We start from the raw sequence: 26115 nt of genomic DNA, 5'->3' as shown, positions 1-26115 counted from the left end.
TATGCACAAGAATCTACAATATCCAGGACAGTCATGTTCAATATCTCATTCTATTTTTAATGTGATTGGTTCCTTATCAAATCAAATTCGAGATGTTTTACCTGTCCTATAAATATACTAGCATCATTTGGAAGATCTTGTACGTCTACTTGTGGAATGTATTTTTGTCCAATTTCACATTTGTGTGTACAGTGATAGTTACATAGTTCTGGAGCATGATATAAATCGGCTAGTTGTAGAACAATGTCTGGTTCAGCAGTTTGTTTGCCTTTTTCAATTCTATATATTTTGTCTGGTGAAATACCATTTAGTTCTTCACTGGCACTTTCTCTGGTATATCCAGCCTTTACTCTATATTCTTCATAGGGAGTTTGAAACTCCTTTTTTTGTTTGTTCACTCATTATTATGCCCTTATTTCTTGTTTTCGCAAAAAGTGCGAAAAAGTATCTTTTTTTACGCATTCTTTTGTCTGTAGAAAATGCTCTAACAAAATTATGATATAGATGCTTAAAGATATCAAGAAGCAAGTAAGAAATAGAAAGATTGGTGTTACTTATGATGAGTGTTGATAATCGATTAAGAATGATTCGTTTGATAGAGAAGATTGAAAGAAATCGAAAGTTAGCAGATGAGATGCATGTGAAGAATGTATCAGAGTTTAAAAAGCAGAGTAATACTAATAAATAGGAGGAAAAGAAAATGATGATAAGAGAGAGTTTATTAAGTAGTTTGAAAGGTTTAAGTAAGGATGTTTATTCTAGGGGAGAACTTCTTCCTGAGATGGATCAGTTAGAAAAAGAGATGGCTCAGATTGTGTTTGAAGATGGTTTGGATATTCCTGCTGAATATGTTCATATGTCATATATTATGAAGCATTTGCATGAGATGAATAATGCAGCTGGAAATGTAGCAGATCAGGAACTGAAAAGATTATCTAGATTGGCTTCTATATTTTCAAATCATGTTCGTACTCAACAGTCGGGGATTACTGGTGAAGATAGGGTTGAACAATATTTGGATTATATGAAATCCAATCATGTTGTTCTAAGAAATCTTCAATTGTCAGATGGTGTTCACAATACAGAAATTGATTTTCTGGTATTGAAACAGGGTGTGGCAACGATTGTTGAAGTCAAGAATTCTAAAAGAGATATTTACATTGATGAAGTAGGTGATATGTACAAGATTGGTAGATATGAAAATTTTGATAGTCACTTAGGTGCAAAGATGGATTTTAGAGCAGAAGTAATCAAACAACTTCAAAAGGATGCTGGTTTTGAGAATATGAAAATTGAAAAGGTTGTTGTATTCACAAACAATCGTATTCAAGTTCAAAAAGATTATCGTGGATTTAGAGTTTGTTTCTTATCTAGACTACCTCATTTGATTGATGATTTTTATGGTACTGGAGTGATTCAGTTCACTAAGCATTTACAACAGATTGCTGATTTTATTCAAAGCAAAGATTTAAATGAGTATTATCCATTTGATATGGATATACAAGAGTTTAAAGAAGCTTTTGTGGATGCATACTTGAAAATCAAAGGCTATGATCAACCAAAGCCAATTGAAGATGGTTTGTTTACTCGAGTAAGAGTGTTTATGAACAGTCTATTCAACATGCATAGTACACAGCATGTTTCATTATAACAAGGAGGAAAATATTATGAATAAGGTTATAGTAGTCAAGAGTTTTACTTTACGAGGAATTCATGAATTAAGTCAAAATCCTCAAAAGTATATATTTAAGCTTAAGAAAGCTAAATCGGTTGCTATTATCGCATGTGATGCGGGTGTTCGTATTATTAGTGTAATGGCTCGTTGATGAATTAAGGAATGCATAGTCATTTGTTTGGCTATGCATTTTAAGGTTTCTTTTTTCAAAAAGATGACATAAAATATATAAGAGTAAAGGACGTAGATAGTTATGACACTTGAAGAATTAGTAAATGAATATCATGCTCAGTTAAATGAGAATGATTTATATATATTAAATTTTATTTTCCAGAATATGGAGCTATGCCAGGATAAAACTGTATCTGAAATTGCACAGTTGGCGAATGCGAGTTCGTCAAGCGTAATTCGAATTGTTCAAAAGCTAGGATTTAAAGGCTATAGTGAATTTCGATATTTCTTAAGAAATGAATTAGATCGAAAGGATCGTGCAAGTGTTATCAATACGAATAAAATTGGTTCTTCTGTTGTATTAGAGGATGTAACATCTACGATTCGTCTATTTGAGCAGAATAAATTTATTGAAGATATATATAAATTAATGGCAACTTCAAATCGAATCTATGCGTATGCTACGGGTTATGGACAGTCTTTAATGTTAAAAGAATTTTCTCGATGCTTAATTAATGTGGGTATTCATTTGATTATTATTCCTGGACAGATTGAGCTGAATTTGATTTCAAAAACATTAAAACCAAATGATTTGTTGTTTATGGTTTCTTTATCGGGCAATGTTTCAAAATTGAAAACGGATATACAATCCATACAGCTTCAAGGAACGCCAATTATATCGCTGACTTTATTTTCTCAGAATGAATTGTCTCACTTAGCAGAATACTCTTTGTATTATCAAGTATCAAATATCAACGATGAAACAAGATTAAACAATTCTTCATTCTGTACTTTGATGCTTTTATTTACACTATTATATGAGGGTTATATTAACTATAAGAAGAATGTGTAGAAAACATTCTTCTTTTCATTTACATAAAAAAAGCAATTTAAAGAAATTTTCTCTAAATTGCTCATTTGTTTATTTATTTTGTAGATAAATCTTTAACTAATTCAAGTAATACGTTAGCACCTTTTTCGATGTCTGTATATTCTGTCCATTCTTCTGGACAGTGAGATACTCCACCGTTTCGACTTGGTACATAAATCATGTTTGTATCAACAAAGTCAGCCATGATCATTGAATCGTGTCCAGTTCCTTGGTTCATTTGTTTATGACTATAGCCTAGTTCATCACAAATTTTTTCCATTTTTTCAACATTCTCATAATTCATAATACTAGGACCTGTTGGGTTTGGATAATTGACTCTTCGAATTTCTTCTAACTCGGTTTGAATACCATATTTTTCAGTTACTTCATTTAATAAATCTGTAATAATTGTATTGAAATCATTATTATCAACTACTTCTTTCGTGAAAGTACGAATTTCAATTTTACCCTCAACATATTCTGGTACGAACTGATTTGAGTTAGGAACAATATTCAATTGTCCAACCATTCCTGTAGCATCATCACCGAATGTACGCATTACCGCATTGAATTTTTCAATGAAATAAGCAGCTCCTACTAGAGCATCTTTTCTTTTACTCATTAATTCTGTTGAATCTGCAGTTTTTCCATGGAATTTGATTGTATATCTTCCAATACCAGCAAGATATTTAATTAATCCAACTTCAATATTTTCACGATCCAAAACAGGACCTTGTTCAACGTGTAATTCTAAGAAGTTTTTAATTGTTTTTGGATCTCTTTTTGCCTTTTCTAAATCTGGTTCAACACCATAGGCTCTCAAAGCCTCTAATTTAGTTTGTCCAAAACGATTTGTACGAGTTTCTAGTTCATGATAAGTAAGTGTACCCATCATGGCTCTTGAGTTTGTAACACCGGTACTTGGTCCAAAAGTAAAACCTTCTTCGGCATTCATTAAAATTAATTCAAGAGGATAATCATTTTCAAAATTATTTTCGTGTAATACACGCATAACTTCTAATGCCGAAACGGATCCGGCAACTCCATCGAATGCGCCTGCATGATAAACTGTATCATAGTGAGAGCCTAACATAACGCATGGAGCATCTTTTAATTTTCCTTCGCGACGACCAAATAATGTTGACATGCCATCTTCATAAATGGTCAATCCAATTTTTTGCATTTCAGATATTAAATATTCCTTAGCCATTTTATCTTCTTTGGTATAGGAAGATCTTGTTACACCACAACCAGGAGTTTCGTTAAATGTGGCCAAAGTTTCAATATCTTTTTGAATTCTACTTACATCTACTTTCATATCTTGTACTCCTTTTAAGCAACCAAATCATAGCATTGTTAATTTAATGCAACAATGCATCTGAATCATTATGGTTGTATATTCAAATTCTGAATAAAAATTTAAAAACTATTTATTAAATTCAATGATGTTGTCTTGGCCAGTTGTTACATGGCTATGAGGCTTTACAATTGAAAACTTCTCTTTATTAGGGAATATGATCATACAAGTAGGATCTTTACCTTCATTTTTCAATACATCAAAATCAACTTCAACTAAAGAATCTCCCGCTTTTACAACATCGCCCTGCTTTACTAAAGGTTTAAAGCCTTTTCCATTCAATTCAACCGTATCAATACCAATATGAATAATCATTTCAATACCATTCTTTGATTTGATACCAAAGGCATGGGAAGTAGGGAATACAGTTACAACATCTCCATCCATGGGTGCAACAACAACAGATGAAGTTGGTGCCACCGCAAATCCGGGTCCCATCATTTCTTGTGAAAACACAGGATCATTTACTTCGCTAATTGGTAAAATTTCACCATCCACAGGACATAAGAATACTTCTTTTTTCTTTAAAAAACCAAACATATTAATTCCTCCATTTTTAAAAATTATAGTATGGATGCATTAAAAATTTCATTCAGTTTGTGAATATTCATTCTTTTATTCATTTTGGCCAAATAAACAGAAAAGGGAAATTGTTCATATTATTAAATGAATAGCACTCTCAACTTGACTCTGCTAACAAATGAACTATACTATAGATGTCTTAAGAAATGAACAGTACACAGGAGGTGTTAGATATGCGTTACTATCCAGTATTTGACAATTTATTTGATGATTTCTTTACAACAGATGCACAAGGAACTTCTTCAGTTATGAAGACAGACATTGTAGAAAAAGATGGAAATTATGAATTATCCATTGAAATGCCAGGAGTTAAGAAAGAAGATATCCAGATGGAATTGAAGGATGGATATTTAAATGTAACAGCTTCTCACAACACAGACAAAGAAGATAAAGATAAAGAAGGTCGTATTATTCGTAAAGAACGTGTTAGCGGATCTTATTATCGTTCATTCTATGTTGGAGAAGATATTCATACAGAAGATGTAAAAGCCTCTTTCAATAATGGAGAATTGATTGTCACAGTTCCTAAAGAAGCACCAAAGAAAATTGAAGAAAACAAATTTATTCCTATTGAATAGTCGGTATATTCCGACTATTTTTTCTTGATTGTCTGGATTATTATTCAAATTTTGGATGAGCGAATTATTGACGCATTATTATTTTGATTATAAAATAACCATACAAAAGCAAAGACGCCTATAGTTCATTCTTTTATGAGCTGTAGGTGTCTTTTCCTTTTTGTAGAAGGAGGCGATTGCATTATTTTTGGTTGGACAACTTAACATTGCTAGCGTGTGAAGAGTAAAGAAGTCCAATAACAAATTTTGTGAGGGTACAAGCTCCGTATTTTGAAATATGCTCGCTACATAGGTTTTATGTCGTTGGATGATTATTCAAGAAATGGATAGAAAAACAGACTTTGATAAACAATTTTAAAGACCTTTGATTTATTGAATTGAAATTTATTTTAATGTAGCATATGAAATGTAAGAGCTTGCAAGTGATTATTACACATTTTGGAATTGTAAAGGAGAGAAGATTACATGAGAACTTTTATACAAAAACTAGGTAAGTCCATGATGGGACCGTTATCTATAATTGTAGCAGCTGGTTTGTTATTAGGTATCACTACTATTTTAACCAATGCTAGTTTAGTTGGAGAAGCATTTGCGAGTGCAGCAGGTGTTCAAGTTGTTGTTGGTGCAGTATCTGCATTAGTTGGAAAGGTATTTGGATTATTACCAATTTTATTTGCGATTTCTGTTGCCACTGGTATGGTAAAAGAAGATAAGGAAATTGCAGGATTTGCAGTTGTTATCTGTTTCGTTTTATTCCACGTAATGCTTAACTACATGTTAGGATTAAATGGAATTACAGCTGAAAATACAGCTATTGATTATTTAACAAGTCATGGATCAACTACATTAGAGGCTTATCAAATTAATGCAGCTTATGACACACAATTAGGAATTTTCACTTATCGTATGGGTATCTTTGGAGGTATCGTTACTGGTTTATGGACAGCATTTATTCATAATAAATTCCACACACAAAAATTACCTGTAGCATTTAGTTTCTTTGCTGGTAACCGTTTCGTGCCAATTATGATTATCTTAACAGTACCATTTGTAGCAATTGTTTCATACTTTGTATGGCCATTCTTCAGTATGCTTATTGATGGCTTGGGAACTGTTATTAGTAAATCTGGTCCATTTGGATTATTCTTGTATGGATTTGCAGAACGTTTATTGATCCCTACTGGATTACACCATGTATTGAACCAATTGATTCGTTTCACTCCAGTCGGTGGGACTGCAATGATCGATGGTACAGTAGTATCTGGTGCATTAAATATTTTCCAAGCAGAATTAGTTGCAAAAAATATGGATATGAACGTTTTCCATCAAGCAACTCGTTTCTTAACTCAAGGAACTCATCCATTCATGATGTTTGGTTTACCAGGTGCTTGTTACGCAATGTATAAGACAGCTTACGCAAAAGAACAACCTAAAGTTAGAGGTATGTTATTAGCTTCTGCATTAACTTCTTTTGCAACTGGAATCACTGAACCAATCGAATTCTCATTCATCTTTATTTCACCAATCTTATGGGTATTCCACGCATTTATGGCTGGTATGTCTTTCTTGATTATGTCTTTATTACAAGTCGGTGTTGGTAACGCTGGTGGTGGTTTCGTAGACTTGTTTATCTTCGGTATCCTACAAGGTACATATACAAAATGGTACTTCTGTGTAATCCTAGGAATTGTTTACTTCTTCGCTTACTTCTTTGTATTCAAATATGTAATCGAAAAGAAGAACTTAAAAACTCCTGGACGTGATGTAGAAGATAGTAGTGATGATGTGGTACAAGTTGAAGCTAGTGAATTGGGAACAACAATTTTAAAAGCTATTGGTGGTAAAGAAAACATTCGTGACATTGATAACTGTATTTCAAGATTAAGACTAATTTTAAATGATACTTCAGTAGTTGATGAAGCTGCATTAAAAACAACTGGATCATTAGGAATTATTCGAATTAATGAAAATAATATTCAGGTTGTATATGGTCCAAAAGTAGAAGAAGCAACACACGCTTTAAAACAAGCAGCTGGTACGTATAAATAATAGCAAAATATCTATAAGTGTATTCTTATAGATATTTGTTTAGTTAAGGAGATTAGATTTATGGAAGTAAAATATGAAAATGTAAAATTACCTGAGTGCGATTGCACAAATGTTCCAGTGCAGTTAACTGATGAAACAATGCAGGAACGATTAAATAAAGTGCTAGATAGAATGAATCGTGAAAACTTTGATTCATTAGTGATTTATGCAGATTTAGAACACGGTAATAACTTTGAGTACTTGACAGGATTCTTACCTAGATTTGAAGAAGCATTATTAGTTTTGAATTCAAATGGAAATCATTATATGGTTCTAGGAAATGAAAATTTAAATAAAGCTTCAAAAGCGAGAATTAAGAATACATCTATTCACTGCCCACACTTTTCATTACCTAATCAACCTATGGATGTTAAAGAAGGAATCAAAGATATCTTAAAACGTTGTGAATTTAAAAGCGGCGATAAGGTAGGCATTGTTGGATGGAAAAACTTCACTAGTAAGTATGAGGATAATGCTCAATTATTCGATGTTCCATATTATGTTGTAGATACAATTAAAGAACTTGTTGGAAGTAATGTATTTAATGCAACAAGATTATTTATTGGAGAAGATGGTGCTCGTTGCACAAACAATGTAAATGAAATTGTTCACTATGAATTTGGAGCTGCCCTTGCGAGTGACTGTATTTTGAAGGCAATGAATCACTTGGATGTAGGTGTTTCTGAAATGGAATTGGGAAACATCTTAAATGCATATGGACAAAGAAATAGTGTAGTTACAATTGCGGCATCTGGACCTAGATTTATCAAGGCAAATATTTATCCAACAACGAACACAGTGAAATTAAAAGATCCAATCAGTTTATCGATTGGATATAAAGGTGGATTCTCATCTAGAGCTGGTTATGCAGTTCATGACAGTAATGAATTGGATGAAGCTGTTCAAGATTATTTAGATGTATTAGTAAAACCATATTTCTCATCCGTAGCAGTATGGCTAGAAAAAGTTCATTGTGGAATGCTTGGTGGCGAAGTTTATGATTTAATTGAAGAAACAATGCCAAAGACTGAATACAATTGGAGCTTGTGTCCTGGGCATTTAACAGCTGATGAAGAGTGGATGTCATCAAATATTTATGAGAATAGTAAAGAATTAGTACAAAGTGGCATGTTGTATCAAATTGATATTATTCCATCAAAATCAGGCTATGCGGGTACAAGTGCAGAAAGTACAGTTTTATTAGCGGATGAAAATCTACGAAAACAGATTGCACAAGAAGAACCGGAATTGTGGAATCGAATTCAAAAGAGAAGAAAATATATAATTAATGAATTGAATATTTCATTAAATGATGATGTTTTGCCAATGTGTTCAACAGTCGCATACTTAAGACCATTTTTATTAAATAAAGAAAAGGCTATGAAACTATGAGTCACAAATTGAATTTTCTAAAGAGTTATATCTTAAATGCTTTGGCATTTGTATTTTCTTATTGTATGCCGGTTGCAGGATTCTTTATTCTTGGCTATGCATTGAAAAAGGATTTACCTCAAACAAGAATCTATGCGTCTTGTGGAGTCCTTCTTGCATTTTTAACACAAATCGTAACAAGATTAGTTTAAAATCTTGTTTTACTTAGGAACTCAAATATGGGTTCCTTTTTTTAATTACAGTTTTATAACAATTTACGCTTGTGTAATTTTTTGGAAATAGTGTGGTGTAGTAGGGAATGTAGAATGCAGCGAAACTTAAACTTGCCACTTTAAAATTTGTTCAATGATGCAGTTTGTGTGTTAATAAAATTGTTGTGAAACCGCAATCATTTTAAATTAATTGTTAAAAAAAGTGCCACATTGCTGGTTTATATTTTGTATTGAGGTAAAATTTTAAAATGATTAAATTATAGATGAGGTAAGAAATATGATTGCATTAACTTTAAGACAGAGAAACATTATTGAATATTTATTAAGCCGCGATTCGTACGTGACTAATGATGTGATTGCGTCTAATTTTGAAGTGAGCAATCGTACGGTGCGTAAAGACTTAGAAGTAATTTCTGCTTACTTAAAAGAACAAGGAATCTCTTTGGTTCGAAAGCCTGGTAAGGGTGTATGGATAGAGAATAAACAAGAAGTATTGTTTGATGATTTAAGCTGTTCTTATTCTAAGAATGAGCGAATTGTTATTTATGTTACATCATTGTTATTGAATGATGTGAATACATTTATGACTCTTGCTTCTAGTTGTGGTGTAAGTAAACAAACAGTAATTAATGATTTAAATACTATTGAAAAATTTCTTGATGGATATCATCTTTCATTAATAAAAAATCAGGGTGTTGGTACAAGCCTTGAAGGAGATGAGACTGATATTCGGCGTTTGTTTATTGATTTGTTGTTTACAAATGATCATTCGAAAATTGTTTATGAACTATGCATAAATAATGATGGTATTCAAAGAAATCTAGATGTTTCATTTGAGCTGATAACAGTAATTGAAAATGAATTTCGATTTAGATATGTAGATAGAGATCGAATTTCCATTGTTTTAAGCTTTTTGTTGAATCGATTGGGGTTAATGAAAACAAAAAATTCGACAATTCAAAGTTCAGACATGGAAAGAATCAATTCTATCTTGTCTACGAAAATTTCGGATAGTAATGATCAAGAATATATTAGTTCGTTCTTATTAGGTGAACGAGTGGAGGGGTCTTTAACTTTGGATTCAAAGGTTGAAGATGAGGCAAATGAAATAAGTGAACATTTGATTTCATCTTTAAAGAAGATACATTACTTTGATTCTGAAGATATGAAAGATATCATACGCAGTTTAACAGTACATGTTCGAGCAGCAATTTATCGATGTAGGAATAACATTCATATTCGTAATGAATTGGATGAGCAGGTGCGTTTTGCAATTGGTGTTATGTATGAATTCACAAAAAAAGAATTGAATGTGTATGAAACTAAATACAATTTAAATTTTGATCAAAGTGAAATATCGTATATTGCATTATATCTTGCTTCTATTTTTGAAACAGGAGTACAAGAAGATTTAAAAGTAGTTATTATGATTGTTTGTACTTTTGGGTTGGCAACAAGCTCTATTTTAAAATCTCGTATGTATCAAATCTTTGGAGATTGTTTTATTGTAGGACCTTATTCGATTGAAGAGGCGGAGAAATATTTAGAGAGTCATGAGGTGGATTTGATCATATCAACTAATCATATGAGCGTGAAATCAACGAATGTGATTTATATCAATCCATTATTAAAACAGAATGATATTGAAATGATAAGAAATACATTGTTTCAGGAATCATTTATGAAAATGTGTTCTTTGTTCTTTAATAAGAATGAGAATAAAGTTGTAGAACATGATTATCATTGTTTAGGTGAGTATATTTCGAAAAATGATGTTTCAATTTCGAAAGGAAAAATATCTTGGGAAGATGCAATACGAAAAGCAGCAGCACCTTTAGTTGCTAAAGGAGATATTGAAAGTAAGTATGTAAATACGATGATCCAGGCAGTAAATGAATTTGGAACTTATATGGTTATTACTCCTAAAGTTGCTTATGTGCATGCTGGCAAAGATGATGGAGTGAATAAAAATTGTGTATCATTATTGCTTTTGGAAAATGAAATACCTTTTGGGTCATTTAATACAAAGCCAGTTATTGCGATTGTTGTTTTAGGAATTTGTGATAAGGAAGAATCACAATTGTTAAATATTGCCAATATATTGGATATACCAGAAAACATAGAGCTATTAAAAAATAGTAAGAATATAGAGTCAATTTTGAGCTTACATGATTGAGGAGAAAATAGATATGAGTACAGGAATAAAATTACAAAATATTCAAATTGGTTTAGGAGCAAAGGATTGGAAAGAAGCAATTCGTATAGCTAGTGTGCCTTTAGTTAAATGTGGTTCAATTGAAGAACCTTATGTTGAAAATATGATAAGTAGTGTAGAAACATTAGGACCATATATAGTGATTATGCCTCAATTTGCGTTGGCTCATGCTGCTCCGTGTGAGTATGTAAAAAAATCAGATATTTCAATCGCAACGTTTAAAAATGATATTGAATTTCATTGTGATAACGATCCCGTAAGAATTGTAATGTGTTTGGCTTGTACAGATAAAACAAGTCATATAGAAATGTTACAAAGTGTTGCCACTACACTAATGGATGAAGAGATAGTGGCAAAGATGGTTGCCTGCACAAGCGAAGAAGAACTATATTCTTTGTTTCAGGATAAATAGAGAAAGGAGTGAGAAAGAATGAAAGTACCAAAGATTCAAACTGTTTGTGGATTTGGATGCGGCTCTAGCTTGATGCTTCGTATGAATGTAGAAAAAATCGCAAAAGAACATAATTATGAAATTGAAGCATTTTGTGGAGATGTTGGTTCATGTTGTGCAAACCAGTGTGATGTAATTTTTATTTCTGAGGAATTGGCTGATCGAATCAAAGATCGTGCACAGGTTCCTGTTGTGGCTATTAAAAATTTCATGAACAAAAAAGAAGTAGAAGAAAAAACTTTAGCTTACTTAGAAGAAAATTGTAAATAAGGAGAGTATGTATGGGAGTATTAAATTTTATTATTAATGAAATCTTCAATCAAGGCGCTATATTCCTTGCCTTGATTGCTTGTATTGGTTTGATTCTTCAGAAAAAATCATTTTCTGAAATTGTACGTGGAACATTAACTACGGCAATCGGTTTCTATATTCTATCTTGTGGTACTGGTTTAATTACTGGTAATTCTATTGATGGAATTTCGGCTGCTTTTAATGCAGTAACACCAAGTGCAGTTGCAAGTAAAACAGTGGATATTGGAGCTGAATTTGGAACACAGATTGGTATTGTAATGATCATTGCGTTTGCTGTTAACGTATTAGTGGCTCGTTTCACAAAATGGAAATCTATTTTCTTAACTGGACATATGTTATATTGGTTCCCATTTGTATTTATTGCTGCAGGTGTAGATGCTGGATTAACTGGTGGTAAATTAATTGGATTAGCTGCTGTATTTACTGCAGTATATATGATTGTTTCTCCAAATTTGATGAAACCATTGGTAAAATCTGTTACTGGTGATGATTCATTCACAATTGGACACCCAACAACATGTTTATCATTGTTATCTGCAGGATTAGCAACTTTATTTGGAAATAAAGAACATTCTACAGAAGACTTAAACGTACCTAAATCATTAGGATTTTTAAGAGAAATCTCAATTACTGGATCAATTACTATTGCGATTACTTACATTGTTTTATATTTTATCTTAGTAGCTAACGGAAAAGATCCTGGAACTATTTGGGGATATGCAGGTGGAACTACTGGTATTTTCACATATATCTTTACACACGCTATTTACTTTGGTGTTGGTATTACTGTAATGCTTCAAGGTGTTCGTATGATGATTGCTGAAATCGTTCCTGCATTTAAAGGTATTGCGGATAAGATCGTTCCAAATGCTATTCCAGCATTAGATGTTCCAGTTATTTTCCCTTATGCACCAAATGCTTTATTAATTGGATTTATCGTTGCTATGATTACATCAATTATTACTTTATTACTAACTAGTGGAATGTTCCCAACAGTTGTAATTCCATTGATTTCAACTTGTTTCTTTGAAACTGGATGTGCTGCTATTATTGGTAATGCCAAAGGTGGAGTTCGTGGATGTATTATTGGAGCCGCTGCATGTGGTATCGTAATGGTATTCTTAGTTGGATTTGGAGCTTACTTCTTCAATAACACAATTCAACAATGGATGTTAGTTTATGGTGGTCAGGACTTCTCTTTATGGGGAATTGTAGAAGGATTTATTGCTCGATTAATTGCTTAGTATGGAATTCAAATATTTAGAACGCATTCACGAGTTAATGGATGTCATCGAAAAAGATGAAACAAAGTCCATGGAAGAATGTGTTGACTTACTGACCACATGTATCTTAAATAAACATTCTATATATACTTTTGGTGCAAGTCATGCGGGTATTTTGAGTGAAGAATTGTATTATCGTGCTGGAGGTTTGATGTTATTTAATCCAATCTTTGGTAGAGAGATTATGCTTGATACATCTCCAATTACTTTAACAAGCAAAATGGAAAGATGTGTTGGTTATGGAACAAATCTAGCACAAAGTAAAGTTAACTTTAAAAAAGACGATGTATTAATTGTTCATTCTGTTTCTGGAAGAAATCCAGTAGCCATTGAAATTGCAGCAGAAGCGAAAAAAATGGGCGCCAAAGTAATAGCTATCACAAATTTATCTTATTCTAAAAGTGTGACTTCTCGTCATCCATCAAAAAAGAAATTGTATGAATTTGCTGATATTATTTTGGATAATCATGGAGATGTTGGTGATGCTTGCGTAAAAATTGATGGTTTAGAACAAAAGGTTTCTCCAACTTCAACTGTAATTGGAGCAATGATGCTTAATTCGATTGTTGCTGCTGTGACACAAAAATTAGTGGATTCAGGCATGAAAAAACCGCCAATCTTTTATAGCGCTAACTTAGATGGCGGCGATGCATTGAATCAAAAATTGTATGAAGAGTATAAGGAAAGTATTCATTATCAATTTTGATTCAGCAGAACAATTATAGCATAACAAACAGGAGCTGTAACGGATAAGGAAGTTTCAGCTCTTTTGTAAAGATATGTGCCCTATTTGGCGCTTACAAAGAACGGTTTGGCTGTTTATGGTCAAACCGTTCTTATATTCCATCCATATCAGAATAATAGTGTTCTAAATCTTTCTGCATTTGTGATTTAACTCTATCCCAATCTTCTGCATTCATCTTACTATATAGAGCATGATTCATTGAGATAATGCTCAAGTCTTTTGAATAATATAAGAATCTTTTACGTTCAAATTTCTCAAATGGATTTGTTAACATATTTCTGCAGATTGCTTTTCTATCTTGTAGAGTGGTTTCATTGTATGGACAAGTACTACGATCTACTTGTAGTCCTCTATCAATTCTGTCTTGGTAGAAGGCGATATAGTCATTTAATACATCATCTATTTTAGCATCACCGATCGAATCAACATTTTTAACAAAAGCTAATAAGAATGGCATTTTATAAGATAATGAATAATCTCTTTCTTCTAAGAATTCAAAGAAGTCTTGTTTGATTGTATCATTGTTGTGTTCTTTTATACCCAATTCTTTTCTGTACTTTTCAACATCATCAGGACTAAATAAATATAAAGATTTACTACCAAATTTATATTCTACACTAGGTTTTATTTTTCCTTTTTTAATCCAACTTGTTACAGTTCCGGTATTGATAAAGTATTCTCGTGCGAGTTGTTCTTGACTTAGATAATCGCCATATTTATCTTCAAATGTATTGATATCCACTTCAGTAATACGCTCAATTCGTTCTTCAATTCCATCCACAATTAACATCTCACCAGGTGTGTAATTTGTTATCGTGATATCACCGAATGGTACATAATATGGATTAGCAAATATAGTATGCATATTACAAGCTTTGATCATAGCTCCATATTCATCAACAACATCAATCACAATTACATTTTTCTTAGTATCTGTTTTTCGTAGCCCCCTACCTATTTGTTGTAGATACAGAACTTTAGAAAGAGTAGGTCTAGCCATAACTAAAATACCAAGCTCAGGATAATCCCATCCTTCAGAAATCATGTTACAAGTACAAAGGAATCGGATTTTCTTGTTCTTGAAATCATCCATGACAGATGCAGGATTTTTTGTTTGTCCGGTATAGCTAGCCGCAACAATTCCTGCTTTATTAAGAAGACGAGCCATTTCGTTTGCGTGAGAAACATTAACACAAAAGATGACGCCTTGTCGTAAGCTGGCTTCTCCAGAAGTAAAGTATTCTTTAAGTACATCTACAATTAATTCATTTCTAGAAGTCACTCGTATTCTTTTTTCTAGATCTGCATTTACATAATCTTTACCATTAAAGCGAACTTTAGAAAGATCAATGTTTGTTTCGATTCGATATACATTTGCCTTGGCAACAATTCCTTTTTCCATAGCTTCTTTTAAAGATAGAGAAGTGGAATAGCTTCCAAACACAGTCTCTAATTTTTTCTTATCCGGTCTTTGATCTGTTGCAGTCAATCCTATGGTGAAATCTGCATTATAATATTGAATAACTCTTTTTAGTATGGGAGCCACTGCATGATGAGCTTCATCAACAACTATGTAATTATAATAATCTGAAGATAATTCTGTATAATGTCTAGCCATATATGCATAGGTTCTTATATCAATTTTATCTTCTAGTTCAGGCAAAGAATTATGCACTCTTTGATTCCAGTCTGCCAAGATATTGATTCCGGGAACTAATATTAATCCTTTAAAATTATTCTTACTCTTGGAAAATTCACGTAAATCTTCCTCAACAATTTTGGATTTACCAGCAGCCGTTGGTAATACAATCAAAAATGCTTTGATTCCAGCATCTCTTCTTTTCTGGATTTCTTGTAAACTAATGGATTGATGTTCATATAATTCGACGGTTCTATCTATTTTTAAACCATCATCAATAAATTTAGATGCATCACTTCCAAAATATTGTTTAATATCATCTTCAATGCGATTTTCAAATGCACAATCCTCAGTAGAAAAACGGAATAATTTGATTCCCCATGAGGCACATGTATTTTGTTTTGTTAATTGGTTTTTATATTTTTCTTCACCTATGATTTGAGGGTGATGATACGTTACACCGTTTTCTTCCACTGCGTATTTTTCATCTTTTGTTTGTACAAAATAATCAAGGAAATAATTCTTTCCATTTTCATCGCAAATACCATATTCGCGAGAAATATATTTAAGTGCATTCATGCCATAAGCATTTGAGAAACTCTTCTCGAAATGGAGTTCTAATGGAGATACATCGGATTGTTCGCTTCTGTCTCCAACACTTCTTGTATAACTAGTAGGCAGTACAATTTCTTTTCTAGAAAGATATTTATCGACTTCTAAATGAGAGTAGCCTAAGAAACGGAAAACTCTCTTGAATTGGTGCATATAATTATTTTGTTTATCTGTGATCAGCATATATGAAAATACAGGATCATTACTCTTGTGCTCACAAATATCTTCATCAATAATAACCATGTCTTTTCCATTATCATAAAAATTGGATATTCCACCATTTGGATATTTGATTTTCTCTCTTAAAGAAAAATCTGCGTGTTCAACTAAGAATTGGTCTTTTGAAGGAGTAGATTCAACCATTTTTCTTCCTCCCTTCCTGGTCTTACATCTGTGGTAATCCAGTATTCTTTAATCATTAAGTTGTCTACATCATGAATGAAGTCTTTGAAAATATCTAAAGTGAAATCTGTGAAGAATCTTCCATTTCTTTCTCCTTCGAAATCTCCATATTTAAAGGATGTGTAAATGACGCCATCATCTTTTAAAGCATTATTCATTTTTGATAAGACGTTTTTTAATTCTGACTTTGGCAAATGCAATATGGAAGAGCATGCCCAGATTCCATCATAGTAATTCTGTTTATCTAAATCTTGAAACAACATGTGTTTTACTTGAATTCCTGTATATACACTGGCACTCTTGCATAATTCCAAAGATCCATCAATGGCATCAACATCATAGCCAGCACCAATAAAACATTTAGTGTCTCTTCCAGATCCACATCCAAAATCTAATATTTTATTTCCAGACAATTCTTTAAGAAATTTATCTTGTATATCTTTTAAATTGGCTGATACAGTTCCTTGAATAAATGATTCAGCATTTTTATTATAGTAGTCCAAAGTTTTGTTTATCATATATACCTCTAATACAATCTAATACTGTGTATATAATATCTTGAAGTTGTATTCAAATCAATTTAAAACAAAAAACAGGAACTTGTGTGTTCCTGTATTAAGATTCAATGTAATTTTAGAATTCTTTACAAAAAATTAGAGCTGGATTTGAGTAAGTTGTGAAATGGTGCCAGCCCTAAAGCTAAAGGGTTGATTATTGTGATAACCAACATGAAATATATTAACATGAAATGGATTTTTAATCAGCAAAGAAAAAACAACATTTTTTTGACAAAATAAAAGGACCGGAATGGGCCCGGTCCAGAAATGGGAATGTTGAGAAAGTTAATTGAAAGGGTTAGAGTCTTAACTTAATCAACACACTCACAGTATAACATGTTTTTATGGGAAAAGAAAGCACTTTGTTATCGAATGTATACTTTAAATAATTAGTTTAAATTTACTATATAAGTACTTACAAACTGTTGCATTATACCTTTAGGAAGAGTAGGTAAAAAAATGAAAGTTCAAAAGTATATTTGTTTAAGGAACACTCTCATCTTGGTCGTGTGATTGTGGCTCATAAGAAACATGTGAGTGAAATTACAGAGTTGACGTCAGAAGAAAGGGCTGTTTATATAAAGAGCTTGTGCTATGCATGAAATCTTCAATCCAGATAAAGTCAATTATGGGGCTTATGGCGATACGGGTCATCATCTTTATTTCCATTTAGTTCCTAAATATAAGGATGGATATAAATGGGGCAGTGTATTCGCTATGAATCCTGGTGAAAAAACGTTGTCGGATGAAGAATATTAGGACATGGTTAAAAAATATCGTGCTGTATTTTTTCTATTGTTCACTATGATTTTTTCTAAATTGAATAGGTGAAATGCCCGTTGCTTTTTTGAAGGCTTGGGCAAAATAGGATTGGCTTGTAAATCCTATGATGAGGGATATTTCTGAAATTTGAAGATTGGTTGTAGAAAGTAGAACTTTAGCTTCTTGAATACGCTTTTGAATCATGTAGTTAATGGGAGAGATTCCCTTATATTGTTTAAAGGCATGTACAATGTGATATTTATTTAAGAAAGTGAGTTCACTTAAAGTGTCTAGTGTAATATCTTCTTTAAAGTGAGCATCTATATATTTTTCAATATAGACACAGTCTTTGTTGGCTTTATTAACGGGTGAAGATTTTAAACTAATGTTGGCCCTACGCATCAGGTTGATCAGTAATACTTCTAATAAGTTTTGGCATAAGGATTGATATTCAGCATCTCTAGCCTTAACTTCCATTAGAATGGTTTTTAGATAGAATAATACTTCGTGTTTGTATTCATAATAGTTGGCAATACTACATCCTTTTTCTTCGTCCTCTTCTTTTGAAAAGAAGGTGACGCCTTCAATTCCCATAACAATGTATTCGAAGTTGATATTTTCAATACCACGCTCGGTATGTGAGATAAGTGGATTGACAATAACGAGATCGTCTTCTTTTACGGGATAGTTTTTGTTGTCTAAACTTAAAAGTCCATGGCCTTTTGTCACATAGAATATTTCTGTATATAAATGGGTATGTAGGGTGGAATTCCATTCGTGATCGAACTTGGATTCAGTTATATATAGTAGTTTTGGTCGGGCTTTATTGAAGTCAACTTGGTCAATTTGAAAGCGTTGTGTACTCATAAAAACACCTCTTTTTGTATTATTATATATTGTTTTCTATTGTTTATCAATTTTGTTGTCAAAATCACTAAATCACAATATATCTAAAATATAGAGCTATATTTTTATGATAAAGCGCTTTCAAATAAGCTATACTAGGCATGTCAAAAGAGGTTCATACGAATTTATGAGGAGGTAAAGTATGAAAAAAATTATAACTGCTGGGTTATCATTTGCGATGGCAGCATCTATGTTAGCAGGATGTTCTAGCAAACCAGCTGAAAATTCTGATTCTGGAGATAAGCGAGTATTAAAATTTGATTCTTTCTCTGGTGGTAATGGTGAAGAAGTATTCACAAAATTGGCTAAGGCTTTTGAAAAGGCAAATCCGGATGTAGATGTTCAATTGCGTTTTGAAAAAGAATTGCCTGATGTATTGAATAAAGAAAATGCGAAGGGTGAATATTCGGATGTTGTTTACTATAACTTAGGTCAGCCTTCTGGATATACTGAAACTCAATTAAATACTCATGAAGTATTGGATATTTCAGATGTAGTTGAAGAAGTTGGTATGGATGAAAACTACGCAAATAGTAGTATCGTACAATATTATGGTGATGGAAAATCTTATTTGATGCCACTTAAGACAACTCCAGCTGGATTCTTCTATAATACTGAATTAGTTGGAGAAGGAAAGAAATATGAACTTCCAACAACTTGGGAAGAATTCTGGGCTTTAGGTGATCAAGCTAAGAAAGATGGTATCGCATTATTTACTTATCCAACAAATGGTTATTTTGACAACACATTAAATGCATTGTTGAAAGAAACTGGTGGAGAAGAATTATTAACGAATGTATTAAATTATGACAAGGATGCTTGGAATACAGATGGTGCTAAACAAACTATCGATATTTTAGCTAAATTAGTAAGTCCTGATTATTTATATTCTGATACAGTCTCAAATGCGAATGCGAAAGATGGTTTCACAATGAACCAACAGGCTGTTATTGATGGAAAAGCATTATTCATGCCTAATGGAGACTGGGTAGTGAATGAAATGGCAGATACAACGCCTGAAGATTTTCACTGGGGATTACTTCCTTTGCCTGCATTAGAAAAAGATGGTGAACGTTTCGTTGGTTCTATGACTGAACAAGTATGGATTCCTGCTCAAGCTAAAAACGTAGATGATGCGAAAGCATTCTTGAAGTTTATCTATTCGGATGAAGGAATTAAGATCATGGCTGAAGGTGGAAATATTGTTCCAAGTGCAAATATGTCAGACACAATTGCAGCTATGGAAGATGGATATACAAAAGAATTCTTCTCTGTATATGACACTGCTTCTGCTGCATTAGGTGCATTTGCTCCTTACAACACAGATAACTTACCAGACTTTGACCGTGCTGCAACCGTATTTGGTTCAATTGACTCTTTAGCTACTGGTGAATTAACTGCAAATGATTACCAAAGCAAATTAGCAGATGCTTGGGTTAAATTATCTAAAAACAAAGCTGTAACTGAATAATTAAACTGAAAGCGATGAGCAAATTGTTGCTCGTCGCTTTTTAAGAGATGGGAGGTAAACTCATGAATAAAAAGAAAGCACAAAATCGTTTCGTATTTGCGTGTCTTGCACCAGCCGTTATTCTAGTTTTCATTTTTATGGTGATTCCAACGATTGATGTATTTAAGACAGCATTCTTTAAAAAGAGCAATTTCGTTAGTGATGCCACTTTTGCTGGGTTCTTCAACTTTAAGGTTCTTTTTAATGACATGCGTTTTATTGAGGCTATGCAAAATACAATCTTGTATGTTGTATTGATCACGATCATCACTTTGGTGTTGGCCGTATTGTTTGCGACATTATTAACTCGTGAAGAGTTTGTTGGAAAAAACTTCTTCCGTGTAATTTTCTACATTCCAAATATTTTGAGTATTGTTGTTATTGCGGGTATTTTCTCAGCTATTTATCAACCTACGAATGGTATTTTAAATACATTCTTCGGTATGATTGGACTTTCGTCTTTACAACAACAATGGATGGGAAATCCAGATGTTATTAACTATTCTATAATTGGTGCCCTTGTATGGCAGGCCATTGGTTATTATATGGTTATGTATATGTCGAGTATGTCGAGTATTCCAGAAAACCTATATGAGGCAGCAAGCCTTGAGGGGGCTAGTAAAGTCAGACAGTTCTTTATGATTACTTTACCTTTGATTTGGGATAACATTCGTACAACTTTAACTTTCTTCGTAATTTCTACAATCAACTTATCATTTATGTTCGTTCAATTGACAAGTGAGGGAAATCTAGGAAGTGAAGTGGCATTGAACTATATGTACAACAATGCGTTCGCTGGTAAATACGGATTTGGTATGGCCGTTGGAGTATGTATCTTCGTATTCTCATTTGCCTTATCCGCCATCATAAATAAGGTCACTGAACGTGATATATTACAGTATTAGGAGGATGAGATATGAAGAAACGTAATTTTCCTTTATACAAGATCTTTGTTTACGTGGCACTGATCACATTAGCAATTTCGATTATTGTACCCATCGCATGGGTATTCCTTGCATCTTTAAAATCGCAATTGGAATTGGTGAGTGGAAACCCATTTGATCTTCCAAAACAAATATTGTGGTCAAACTTTGCGGATGCCTTTGTGAAGGCAAGAATGGGTGATTATTTAATAAATACAATCATTGTAACAGCACTATCATTAGTCATTCTATTGGTGGTGGCTCTTCCTGCATCGTATGTTTTGGCACGATTTGATTTTGTGGGAAAGAAATTCTTTAATGGACTTTTCATGGCTGGACTTTTCGTAAATGTGAACTATATTGTTTTGCCAATTTTCTTAATGTTATTTAATGCGGATATTAAGCTTGGATTTGACTTTTTCTTAAATAATAAGTTCTGGCTTTCTGTCGTGTATGCGGCAACAGCCTTACCTTTCACAATCTATTTGTTGACGGGTTATTTTAAAACGTTGCCTAAGGCGTATGAAGAGGCGGCTCGCATTGATGGTTGTGGCTACTTTAAGACCATGACAAAGATTATGATTCCCATGGCAAGACCAAGTATTATTACGGTTGTCCTATTTCAATTCTTGGCTTTCTGGAATGAATATATTATCGCATTTACTTTTATGGATAAAGAAAATGCTACGTTGGCCGTTGGTGTTAAATACTTAATGGCGGATGCGAAGTCACAGGCAAACTTTGGTGTCATGTATGCTGGGTTGGTAATTGTTATGATTCCAACGTTAGTTCTTTATATTTGTGTTCAAAAGAAGATTACACAGGGCATGAGTATTGGTGGAATGAAAGAGTAAGGTGTCTAATATGAGAGATGAAAATAAAGGAATGAACATAATTATGATCGTATTATTCTTTGTGTTCTTAGGTATGATTATTTGGGCACAGAAGACGGTAAGTGTTCGTAATCTAATGATTGAAATCGTTGGATTGACAGGCTTACTAACATTATTGTTTCTATACAATCGAAAACATAAATAGGAGGAAGAAGTATGGCAGAATTATCATTGCAGCATGTTGATAAAATATATGACAACAATGTTCAGGCTGTATTTGACTTTAATTTAGAAGTGAAAGATAAAGAGTTTATTGTGTTTGTAGGACCAAGTGGATGTGGTAAATCTACAACACTTCGTATGATTGCTGGTTTGGAAGAGATTAGTGCCGGTGATTTCTATATTGATGGAAAAAGAATGAATGATGTGGAACCAAAAGATCGTGATATTGCGATGGTATTCCAGTCTTATGCATTATACCCTCATATGAGTGTATATGAGAATATGGCCTTTGGCTTGAAATTACGTAAGTATAGTAAGGAAGAAATTGATAAGCGCGTACATGAAGCGGCTCGTATTTTAGAGATTGAACCTTATTTGGATCGTAAGCCAAAAGCTTTATCAGGCGGTCAAAGACAGCGTGTTGCCTTGGGTCGTGCTATCGTTCGTAATGCGAAGGTATTCTTAATGGATGAGCCACTATCAAACTTGGATGCGAAATTGCGTGTACAAATGCGTTCGGAAATCATTCAGCTTCACGAACGTATTGGAGCTACTACCATTTATGTAACACACGATCAAACCGAAGCCATGACTATGGCTGATCGTATTGTTGTGATGAAGGGTGGATATATCCAGCAGATTGGTACACCAAAAGAAATATATAATAATCCGGCAAACTTATTCGTAGCTGGATTCTTGGGTGCGCCTGCAACAAACTTTGTGAAGGGTACGTATACAAATGGTTTCTTCCATGTAAAGGACATGAAGATTGAAATTCCTTTGATGTATAGAGAAAAACTTTCTAGCTATGAAGGAAAAGAAGTTATCATGGGTATTCGTCCAGAAGATTTACATGGTGAGGGAATTGTAGCTGATACATATCCGAGTGCTAACTTTGATTTTGAAATTGAAGTGGCCGAACTATTGGGCCATGAATATATTTTACATGGTGATTTAAATGGACAAAAAATGTGTGCCAAAGTAAATTCTCGTTTGGAACCAGAAGCACATTCAACAATTAAATTAACAATGGACTTATCAAAAGTACATTTCTTTGATATGGAAACTGAAAATAGAATTGACTAGTTTGGGAGAAAATAAAATGATTGAAACAGGCAGAGTAACTGTACCGACAGATGTTGATGTAATTGATGCAACAATTGAGATTATTAATCGATGGAAAGCCGATGCCATCCGTGACTGTGACGGAACGGATATGCCAGAAGAATTGCGTAAGATGGATATTAAGCAATATGCGACTTACTATACGACAAGAAAAGATAATGAGTGGGCCAAGGCAAATCCAGATGAAATCCAACAGATGTATTTGATGAGCGATTTTGTGACCGCAAAGTCAACCGAATTAAAAATTCAAATCATGCAGCATTTCTATAAAGATCAATTAAAGCCAAACACAAAAGACAATCACAGATGGTGGGAAGTTATTGATCGTACGACGGATGAAGTCATCACAAATTGGGATTATGATGAAGAAACGGGTGAAGTGATTATTCATGATACAATTCCGTATCATGCGTATACAGTAAGTTTCTTGGCATTTGTGATTTGGGATCCTGTACATATGTATAATGCTTTAACGAATGATTGGCAGGGTGAAGAACATCAAATGACTTTTGACGTTCGACAACCTAAAACACAAAAGTATGTATTGGATAAATTTAGAAAATTCTGTGAAGAAAGAGATGATGTAGACGTTGTTCGTTTTACAACGTTCTTCCACCAATTCACTCTTCAATTTGATGAATTTGCACGCGAAAAATTTGTAGACTGGTTTGGATATAGTGCTTCTGTATCTCCATATATTTTGGAACAGTTTGAAAAAGAAGTGGGCTATCCATTTAGAGCGGAATATATTATCAACAAAGGATTTAATAACTCAACTTTCTGTGTTCCAACTAAGGAATATCGTGATTTCATGGATTTCCAACAGCGTGAAGTAAGTAAATTAGCGAAGAAATTTGTGGATATTTGTCATGAATATGGAAAAGAAGCCATGATGTTTTTAGGGGATCACTGGATTGGTACAGAGCCATTTGGTAAATATTTTGAATCCATTGGATTGGATGCGGTTGTAGGATCGGTTGGTTCTGGTACAACACTTCGTTTAATTTCCGATATTAAGGGTGTTAAGTATACAGAAGGAAGATTTTTACCATACTTCTTCCCAGATGTTTTCCATGAAAACGGAGATCCATTAAAAGAAGCTAAGGTCAACTGGGTAACAGCTCGTAGAGCTATTTTACGTAGTCCAGTCGATCGTATTGGTTATGGTGGATATTTAAAATTGGCATTGGATTTCCCTGAATTCATTGATTATATTGAAAAGGTATGTGACGAATTCCGTACGCTATATTCTCATGTAAATCAACAAGTTCCATTAAACTTATTAAAAGTGGGTGTAATTAATAGTTGGGGAGAACTTCGTCGTTGGGGAACACACTTGGTTCACCATGCCATTTGGTACAAACAAATCTATTCATATACAGGTGTAATGGAGGCGTTGAGTGGTTTCCCATTTGATGTTCATTTCATTAGTTTTGATGATATTCGTAAAGATCCAACCATCTTAGATGATATGGACGTTGTGATGAACATTGGTTCTGCATACACAAGCTTTAGTGGTGGAGCTGAATTTGATGAACCAGTGATTACAGCTCTTCGTCGTTATGTAGACCAGGGCGGTGGATTTATCGGTGTTGGTGAGCCAACAGCAATCAACCGCAACGGTAAATTCTTCACTTTATACGATGTATTAGGTGTGGATAAAGAATTAGGTTTCACAATGCACACAGACAAATACAATTGGAAAGTACAACCAAACCACTTCATAACAGAACAATTAGAACATGAAGATTGGGGAGAATGTGTAAATGATGTATATGCTCTTCCTGAAACCGAAATCTTGGCTGAAAAAGATCTACATGTCAATTTGGCTGTAAATGAGTATGGAAAAGGTCGCGGTGTGTATATGAATGGTCTTCCATTTAGTTTTGAAAACGTAAGACTATTGTATCGTGCAATCTTCTTTGCAGCACACAAAGAAGAAGAAATGAAACGCTGGTATTCCGACAACTACAATGTGGATATCAACGTATATCCTTCTACAAATAGTTTCTGTGTTGTCAATAATACATATGAACCACAGACAACTTCCGTGTATAAGGGTGATGGAACAAGTTTCGAAGTTGAATTGGATGCTTGTGAAATCAAATGGTTTGAAATTTAAGAATCAGTCAATCAAAATCAGAACGAGCCAGCTGGTTTTGAAAAGCTTTGGAGCAGAATATATCTGCTCCATTTTTTTATTTATGACTTGCATCATATAATTTTTGAATGTCACTAGGAAGCTTGTCTGGAAGCATAGCTTGAAGGTATTCTTCTGTACCATCCTCCATAGCTTTTGAGTAGTACCAACATTTAAATTCTAATAAAGATAGTGTTTCTTGAAGACTTTTGATTTCAGCTTCTACAGCCTCTTTTCGAGCCTCAAACAACTCTTTTCTCTTTTCAAAACTTGCACTTCCTTCAGAAACCCAACTAAAGAATTGATTGATTTCTTTAATGCCAAGACCAGATTTCTTTAAACACTCAATGAGGTGTAAAGCTTCAATTTCATAAATTAAATCCTTTCCTTTGCCATAGGCGGAAACCCACTACCTTTAGGTGGTAGGAGGAGCCTTGTGAACCTTTAGCCATTAACCCTGACTCTCAATATACTTTTGTATAGTTGCTGACGATACTTCTCCAATACTGCATGCAAAGTATCCGTCTGACCAAAATATCCTTTTCTTCCAAT

At 33.3% G+C, this 26115-nt stretch carries 28 protein-coding genes; 20 read left to right on the top strand and 8 right to left on the bottom strand.

Annotated elements, in window-relative coordinates:
* Window positions 1-56 precede the first annotated feature (56 nt).
* Complete coding sequence (locus FYJ55_RS05835) at window positions 57-398, bottom strand: helix-turn-helix domain-containing protein (protein WP_154556047.1); 342 nt, start codon at window positions 396-398, stop codon at window positions 57-59.
* Window positions 399-556: 158 nt separating this feature from the next.
* Here FYJ55_RS05835 and FYJ55_RS11295 point away from each other — a divergent pair, with 158 nt between their 5' ends.
* The 4 genes from FYJ55_RS11295 to FYJ55_RS05820 all read left to right on the top strand — a co-directional run bounded on the left by FYJ55_RS11295 (window position 557) and on the right by FYJ55_RS05820 (window position 2699).
* Window positions 557-688 carry a hypothetical protein gene (locus FYJ55_RS11295; protein WP_268234141.1) on the top strand — a complete coding sequence of 44 codons (132 nt, stop codon included), beginning with the start codon at window positions 557-559 and terminating at the stop codon, window positions 686-688.
* Window positions 689-700: 12 nt separating this feature from the next.
* Entirely contained in the window at window positions 701-1651 is a 951-nt protein-coding gene (locus FYJ55_RS05830; RefSeq protein WP_154556046.1) for a nuclease-related domain-containing protein, read from the top strand.
* A gap of 16 nt (window positions 1652-1667) precedes the next feature.
* Window positions 1668-1826 carry a hypothetical protein gene (locus FYJ55_RS05825; protein WP_154556045.1) on the top strand — a complete coding sequence of 53 codons (159 nt, stop codon included), beginning with the start codon at window positions 1668-1670 and terminating at the stop codon, window positions 1824-1826.
* Window positions 1827-1928: 102 nt separating this feature from the next.
* Window positions 1929-2699, top strand: coding sequence for a MurR/RpiR family transcriptional regulator (locus FYJ55_RS05820; protein ID WP_154556044.1), 771 nt, complete (start codon window positions 1929-1931; stop codon window positions 2697-2699).
* 73 nt (window positions 2700-2772) lie between these two features.
* Here the strand turns inward: FYJ55_RS05820 and FYJ55_RS05815 are convergent, their stop codons facing one another.
* The gene (locus tag FYJ55_RS05815) at window positions 2773-4035 is read right to left on the bottom strand and encodes a M20 family metallo-hydrolase (RefSeq protein WP_154556043.1); all 1263 of its coding nucleotides are present in this window, start codon (window positions 4033-4035) and stop codon (window positions 2773-2775) included.
* Window positions 4036-4143: 108 nt separating this feature from the next.
* Window positions 4144-4614: a PTS sugar transporter subunit IIA gene (locus FYJ55_RS05810; RefSeq protein WP_154556042.1), complete on the bottom strand. Its 471-nt coding sequence runs from the start codon at window positions 4612-4614 to the stop codon at window positions 4144-4146.
* A gap of 215 nt (window positions 4615-4829) precedes the next feature.
* Between FYJ55_RS05810 and FYJ55_RS05805 the strand changes: the two genes are divergently transcribed.
* The 9 genes from FYJ55_RS05805 to FYJ55_RS05765 all read left to right on the top strand — a co-directional run bounded on the left by FYJ55_RS05805 (window position 4830) and on the right by FYJ55_RS05765 (window position 13893).
* Complete coding sequence (locus FYJ55_RS05805; RefSeq protein ID WP_154556041.1) at window positions 4830-5234, top strand: Hsp20/alpha crystallin family protein; 405 nt, start codon at window positions 4830-4832, stop codon at window positions 5232-5234.
* Window positions 5235-5699: 465 nt separating this feature from the next.
* Window positions 5700-7283, top strand: a complete 1584-nt coding sequence (locus tag FYJ55_RS05800; protein WP_154556040.1) for a PTS transporter subunit EIIC — start codon at window positions 5700-5702, stop codon at window positions 7281-7283.
* Window positions 7284-7343: 60 nt separating this feature from the next.
* A complete protein-coding gene (locus tag FYJ55_RS05795; protein WP_154556039.1) occupies window positions 7344-8714 on the top strand; it encodes a M24 family metallopeptidase in 1371 nt (456 codons plus the stop codon).
* Entirely contained in the window at window positions 8711-8905 is a 195-nt protein-coding gene (locus FYJ55_RS05790; protein ID WP_154556038.1) for a hypothetical protein, read from the top strand. Before FYJ55_RS05795 ends, FYJ55_RS05790 begins: the two co-directional genes overlap by 4 nt.
* 298 nt (window positions 8906-9203) lie before the next feature.
* On the top strand, window positions 9204-11102 hold the full coding sequence (locus FYJ55_RS05785) for a BglG family transcription antiterminator (RefSeq protein ID WP_154556037.1): 1899 nt from the start codon (window positions 9204-9206) through the stop codon (window positions 11100-11102).
* A 13-nt stretch (window positions 11103-11115) separates the two neighbouring features.
* Window positions 11116-11553, top strand: coding sequence for a PTS sugar transporter subunit IIA (locus FYJ55_RS05780; RefSeq protein ID WP_154556036.1), 438 nt, complete (start codon window positions 11116-11118; stop codon window positions 11551-11553).
* A gap of 18 nt (window positions 11554-11571) precedes the next feature.
* The gene (locus tag FYJ55_RS05775) at window positions 11572-11862 is read left to right on the top strand and encodes a PTS sugar transporter subunit IIB (protein ID WP_118357230.1); all 291 of its coding nucleotides are present in this window, start codon (window positions 11572-11574) and stop codon (window positions 11860-11862) included.
* Window positions 11863-11873: 11 nt separating this feature from the next.
* Entirely contained in the window at window positions 11874-13148 is a 1275-nt protein-coding gene (locus FYJ55_RS05770) for a PTS ascorbate transporter subunit IIC (protein ID WP_154556035.1), read from the top strand.
* A 1-nt stretch (window position 13149) separates the two neighbouring features.
* Window positions 13150-13893, top strand: a complete 744-nt coding sequence (locus FYJ55_RS05765) for a sugar isomerase domain-containing protein (RefSeq protein ID WP_154556034.1) — start codon at window positions 13150-13152, stop codon at window positions 13891-13893.
* Between the two features lie 130 nt (window positions 13894-14023).
* Here the strand turns inward: FYJ55_RS05765 and FYJ55_RS05760 are convergent, their stop codons facing one another.
* Window positions 14024-16546 (bottom strand): DEAD/DEAH box helicase family protein, encoded by a 2523-nt coding sequence (locus FYJ55_RS05760; protein ID WP_154556033.1) that lies wholly within the window; start codon window positions 16544-16546, stop codon window positions 14024-14026.
* Window positions 16510-17103, bottom strand: a complete 594-nt coding sequence (locus FYJ55_RS05755) for a class I SAM-dependent methyltransferase (RefSeq protein ID WP_154556032.1) — start codon at window positions 17101-17103, stop codon at window positions 16510-16512. Before FYJ55_RS05755 ends, FYJ55_RS05760 begins: the two co-directional genes overlap by 37 nt.
* Before the next feature lie 633 nt (window positions 17104-17736).
* Between FYJ55_RS05755 and FYJ55_RS11065 the strand changes: the two genes are divergently transcribed.
* Window positions 17737-17901 (top strand): hypothetical protein, encoded by a 165-nt coding sequence (locus FYJ55_RS11065; RefSeq protein ID WP_229771108.1) that lies wholly within the window; start codon window positions 17737-17739, stop codon window positions 17899-17901.
* 33 nt (window positions 17902-17934) lie between these two features.
* Here the strand turns inward: FYJ55_RS11065 and FYJ55_RS05745 are convergent, their stop codons facing one another.
* Window positions 17935-18771: an AraC family transcriptional regulator gene (locus tag FYJ55_RS05745; protein ID WP_154556031.1), complete on the bottom strand. Its 837-nt coding sequence runs from the start codon at window positions 18769-18771 to the stop codon at window positions 17935-17937.
* A gap of 181 nt (window positions 18772-18952) precedes the next feature.
* Between FYJ55_RS05745 and FYJ55_RS05740 the strand changes: the two genes are divergently transcribed.
* The 6 genes from FYJ55_RS05740 to gnpA all read left to right on the top strand — a co-directional run bounded on the left by FYJ55_RS05740 (window position 18953) and on the right by gnpA (window position 25545).
* Window positions 18953-20281, top strand: coding sequence for a carbohydrate ABC transporter substrate-binding protein (locus FYJ55_RS05740; RefSeq protein ID WP_154556030.1), 1329 nt, complete (start codon window positions 18953-18955; stop codon window positions 20279-20281).
* Between the two features lie 62 nt (window positions 20282-20343).
* A complete protein-coding gene (locus FYJ55_RS05735) occupies window positions 20344-21225 on the top strand; it encodes a carbohydrate ABC transporter permease (protein ID WP_154556029.1) in 882 nt (293 codons plus the stop codon).
* 11 nt (window positions 21226-21236) lie between these two features.
* Window positions 21237-22097, top strand: coding sequence for a carbohydrate ABC transporter permease (locus FYJ55_RS05730; RefSeq protein WP_154556028.1), 861 nt, complete (start codon window positions 21237-21239; stop codon window positions 22095-22097).
* Between the two features lie 10 nt (window positions 22098-22107).
* Window positions 22108-22281, top strand: coding sequence for a DUF6903 family protein (locus FYJ55_RS10810; protein WP_195836677.1), 174 nt, complete (start codon window positions 22108-22110; stop codon window positions 22279-22281).
* Window positions 22282-22292: 11 nt separating this feature from the next.
* Window positions 22293-23384, top strand: coding sequence for an ABC transporter ATP-binding protein (locus FYJ55_RS05725; RefSeq protein ID WP_117571675.1), 1092 nt, complete (start codon window positions 22293-22295; stop codon window positions 23382-23384).
* Between the two features lie 16 nt (window positions 23385-23400).
* Complete coding sequence (gnpA, locus tag FYJ55_RS05720) at window positions 23401-25545, top strand: 1,3-beta-galactosyl-N-acetylhexosamine phosphorylase (protein ID WP_154556027.1); 2145 nt, start codon at window positions 23401-23403, stop codon at window positions 25543-25545.
* 76 nt (window positions 25546-25621) lie between these two features.
* On the opposite strand, the gene FYJ55_RS05715 is transcribed toward gnpA, so the two are convergent.
* Together FYJ55_RS05715 and FYJ55_RS05710 are read right to left on the bottom strand one after the other, a co-directional pair.
* On the bottom strand, window positions 25622-25930 hold the full coding sequence (locus tag FYJ55_RS05715) for a MerR family DNA-binding protein (RefSeq protein ID WP_326831847.1): 309 nt from the start codon (window positions 25928-25930) through the stop codon (window positions 25622-25624).
* Window positions 25931-26014: 84 nt separating this feature from the next.
* On the bottom strand, window positions 26015-26115 hold a 101-nt coding region (locus FYJ55_RS05710), incomplete at its 5' end, for a transposase (protein WP_178104528.1).

This window comes from Holdemanella porci, assembly GCF_009696075.1.
GTDB classification, from domain to species: domain Bacteria; phylum Bacillota_I; class Bacilli_A; order Erysipelotrichales; family Erysipelotrichaceae; genus Holdemanella; species Holdemanella porci.
The sequence above is the reverse complement of the archived record's forward strand: the minus strand, read 5'-3'. Positions and strand labels throughout refer to the sequence as shown.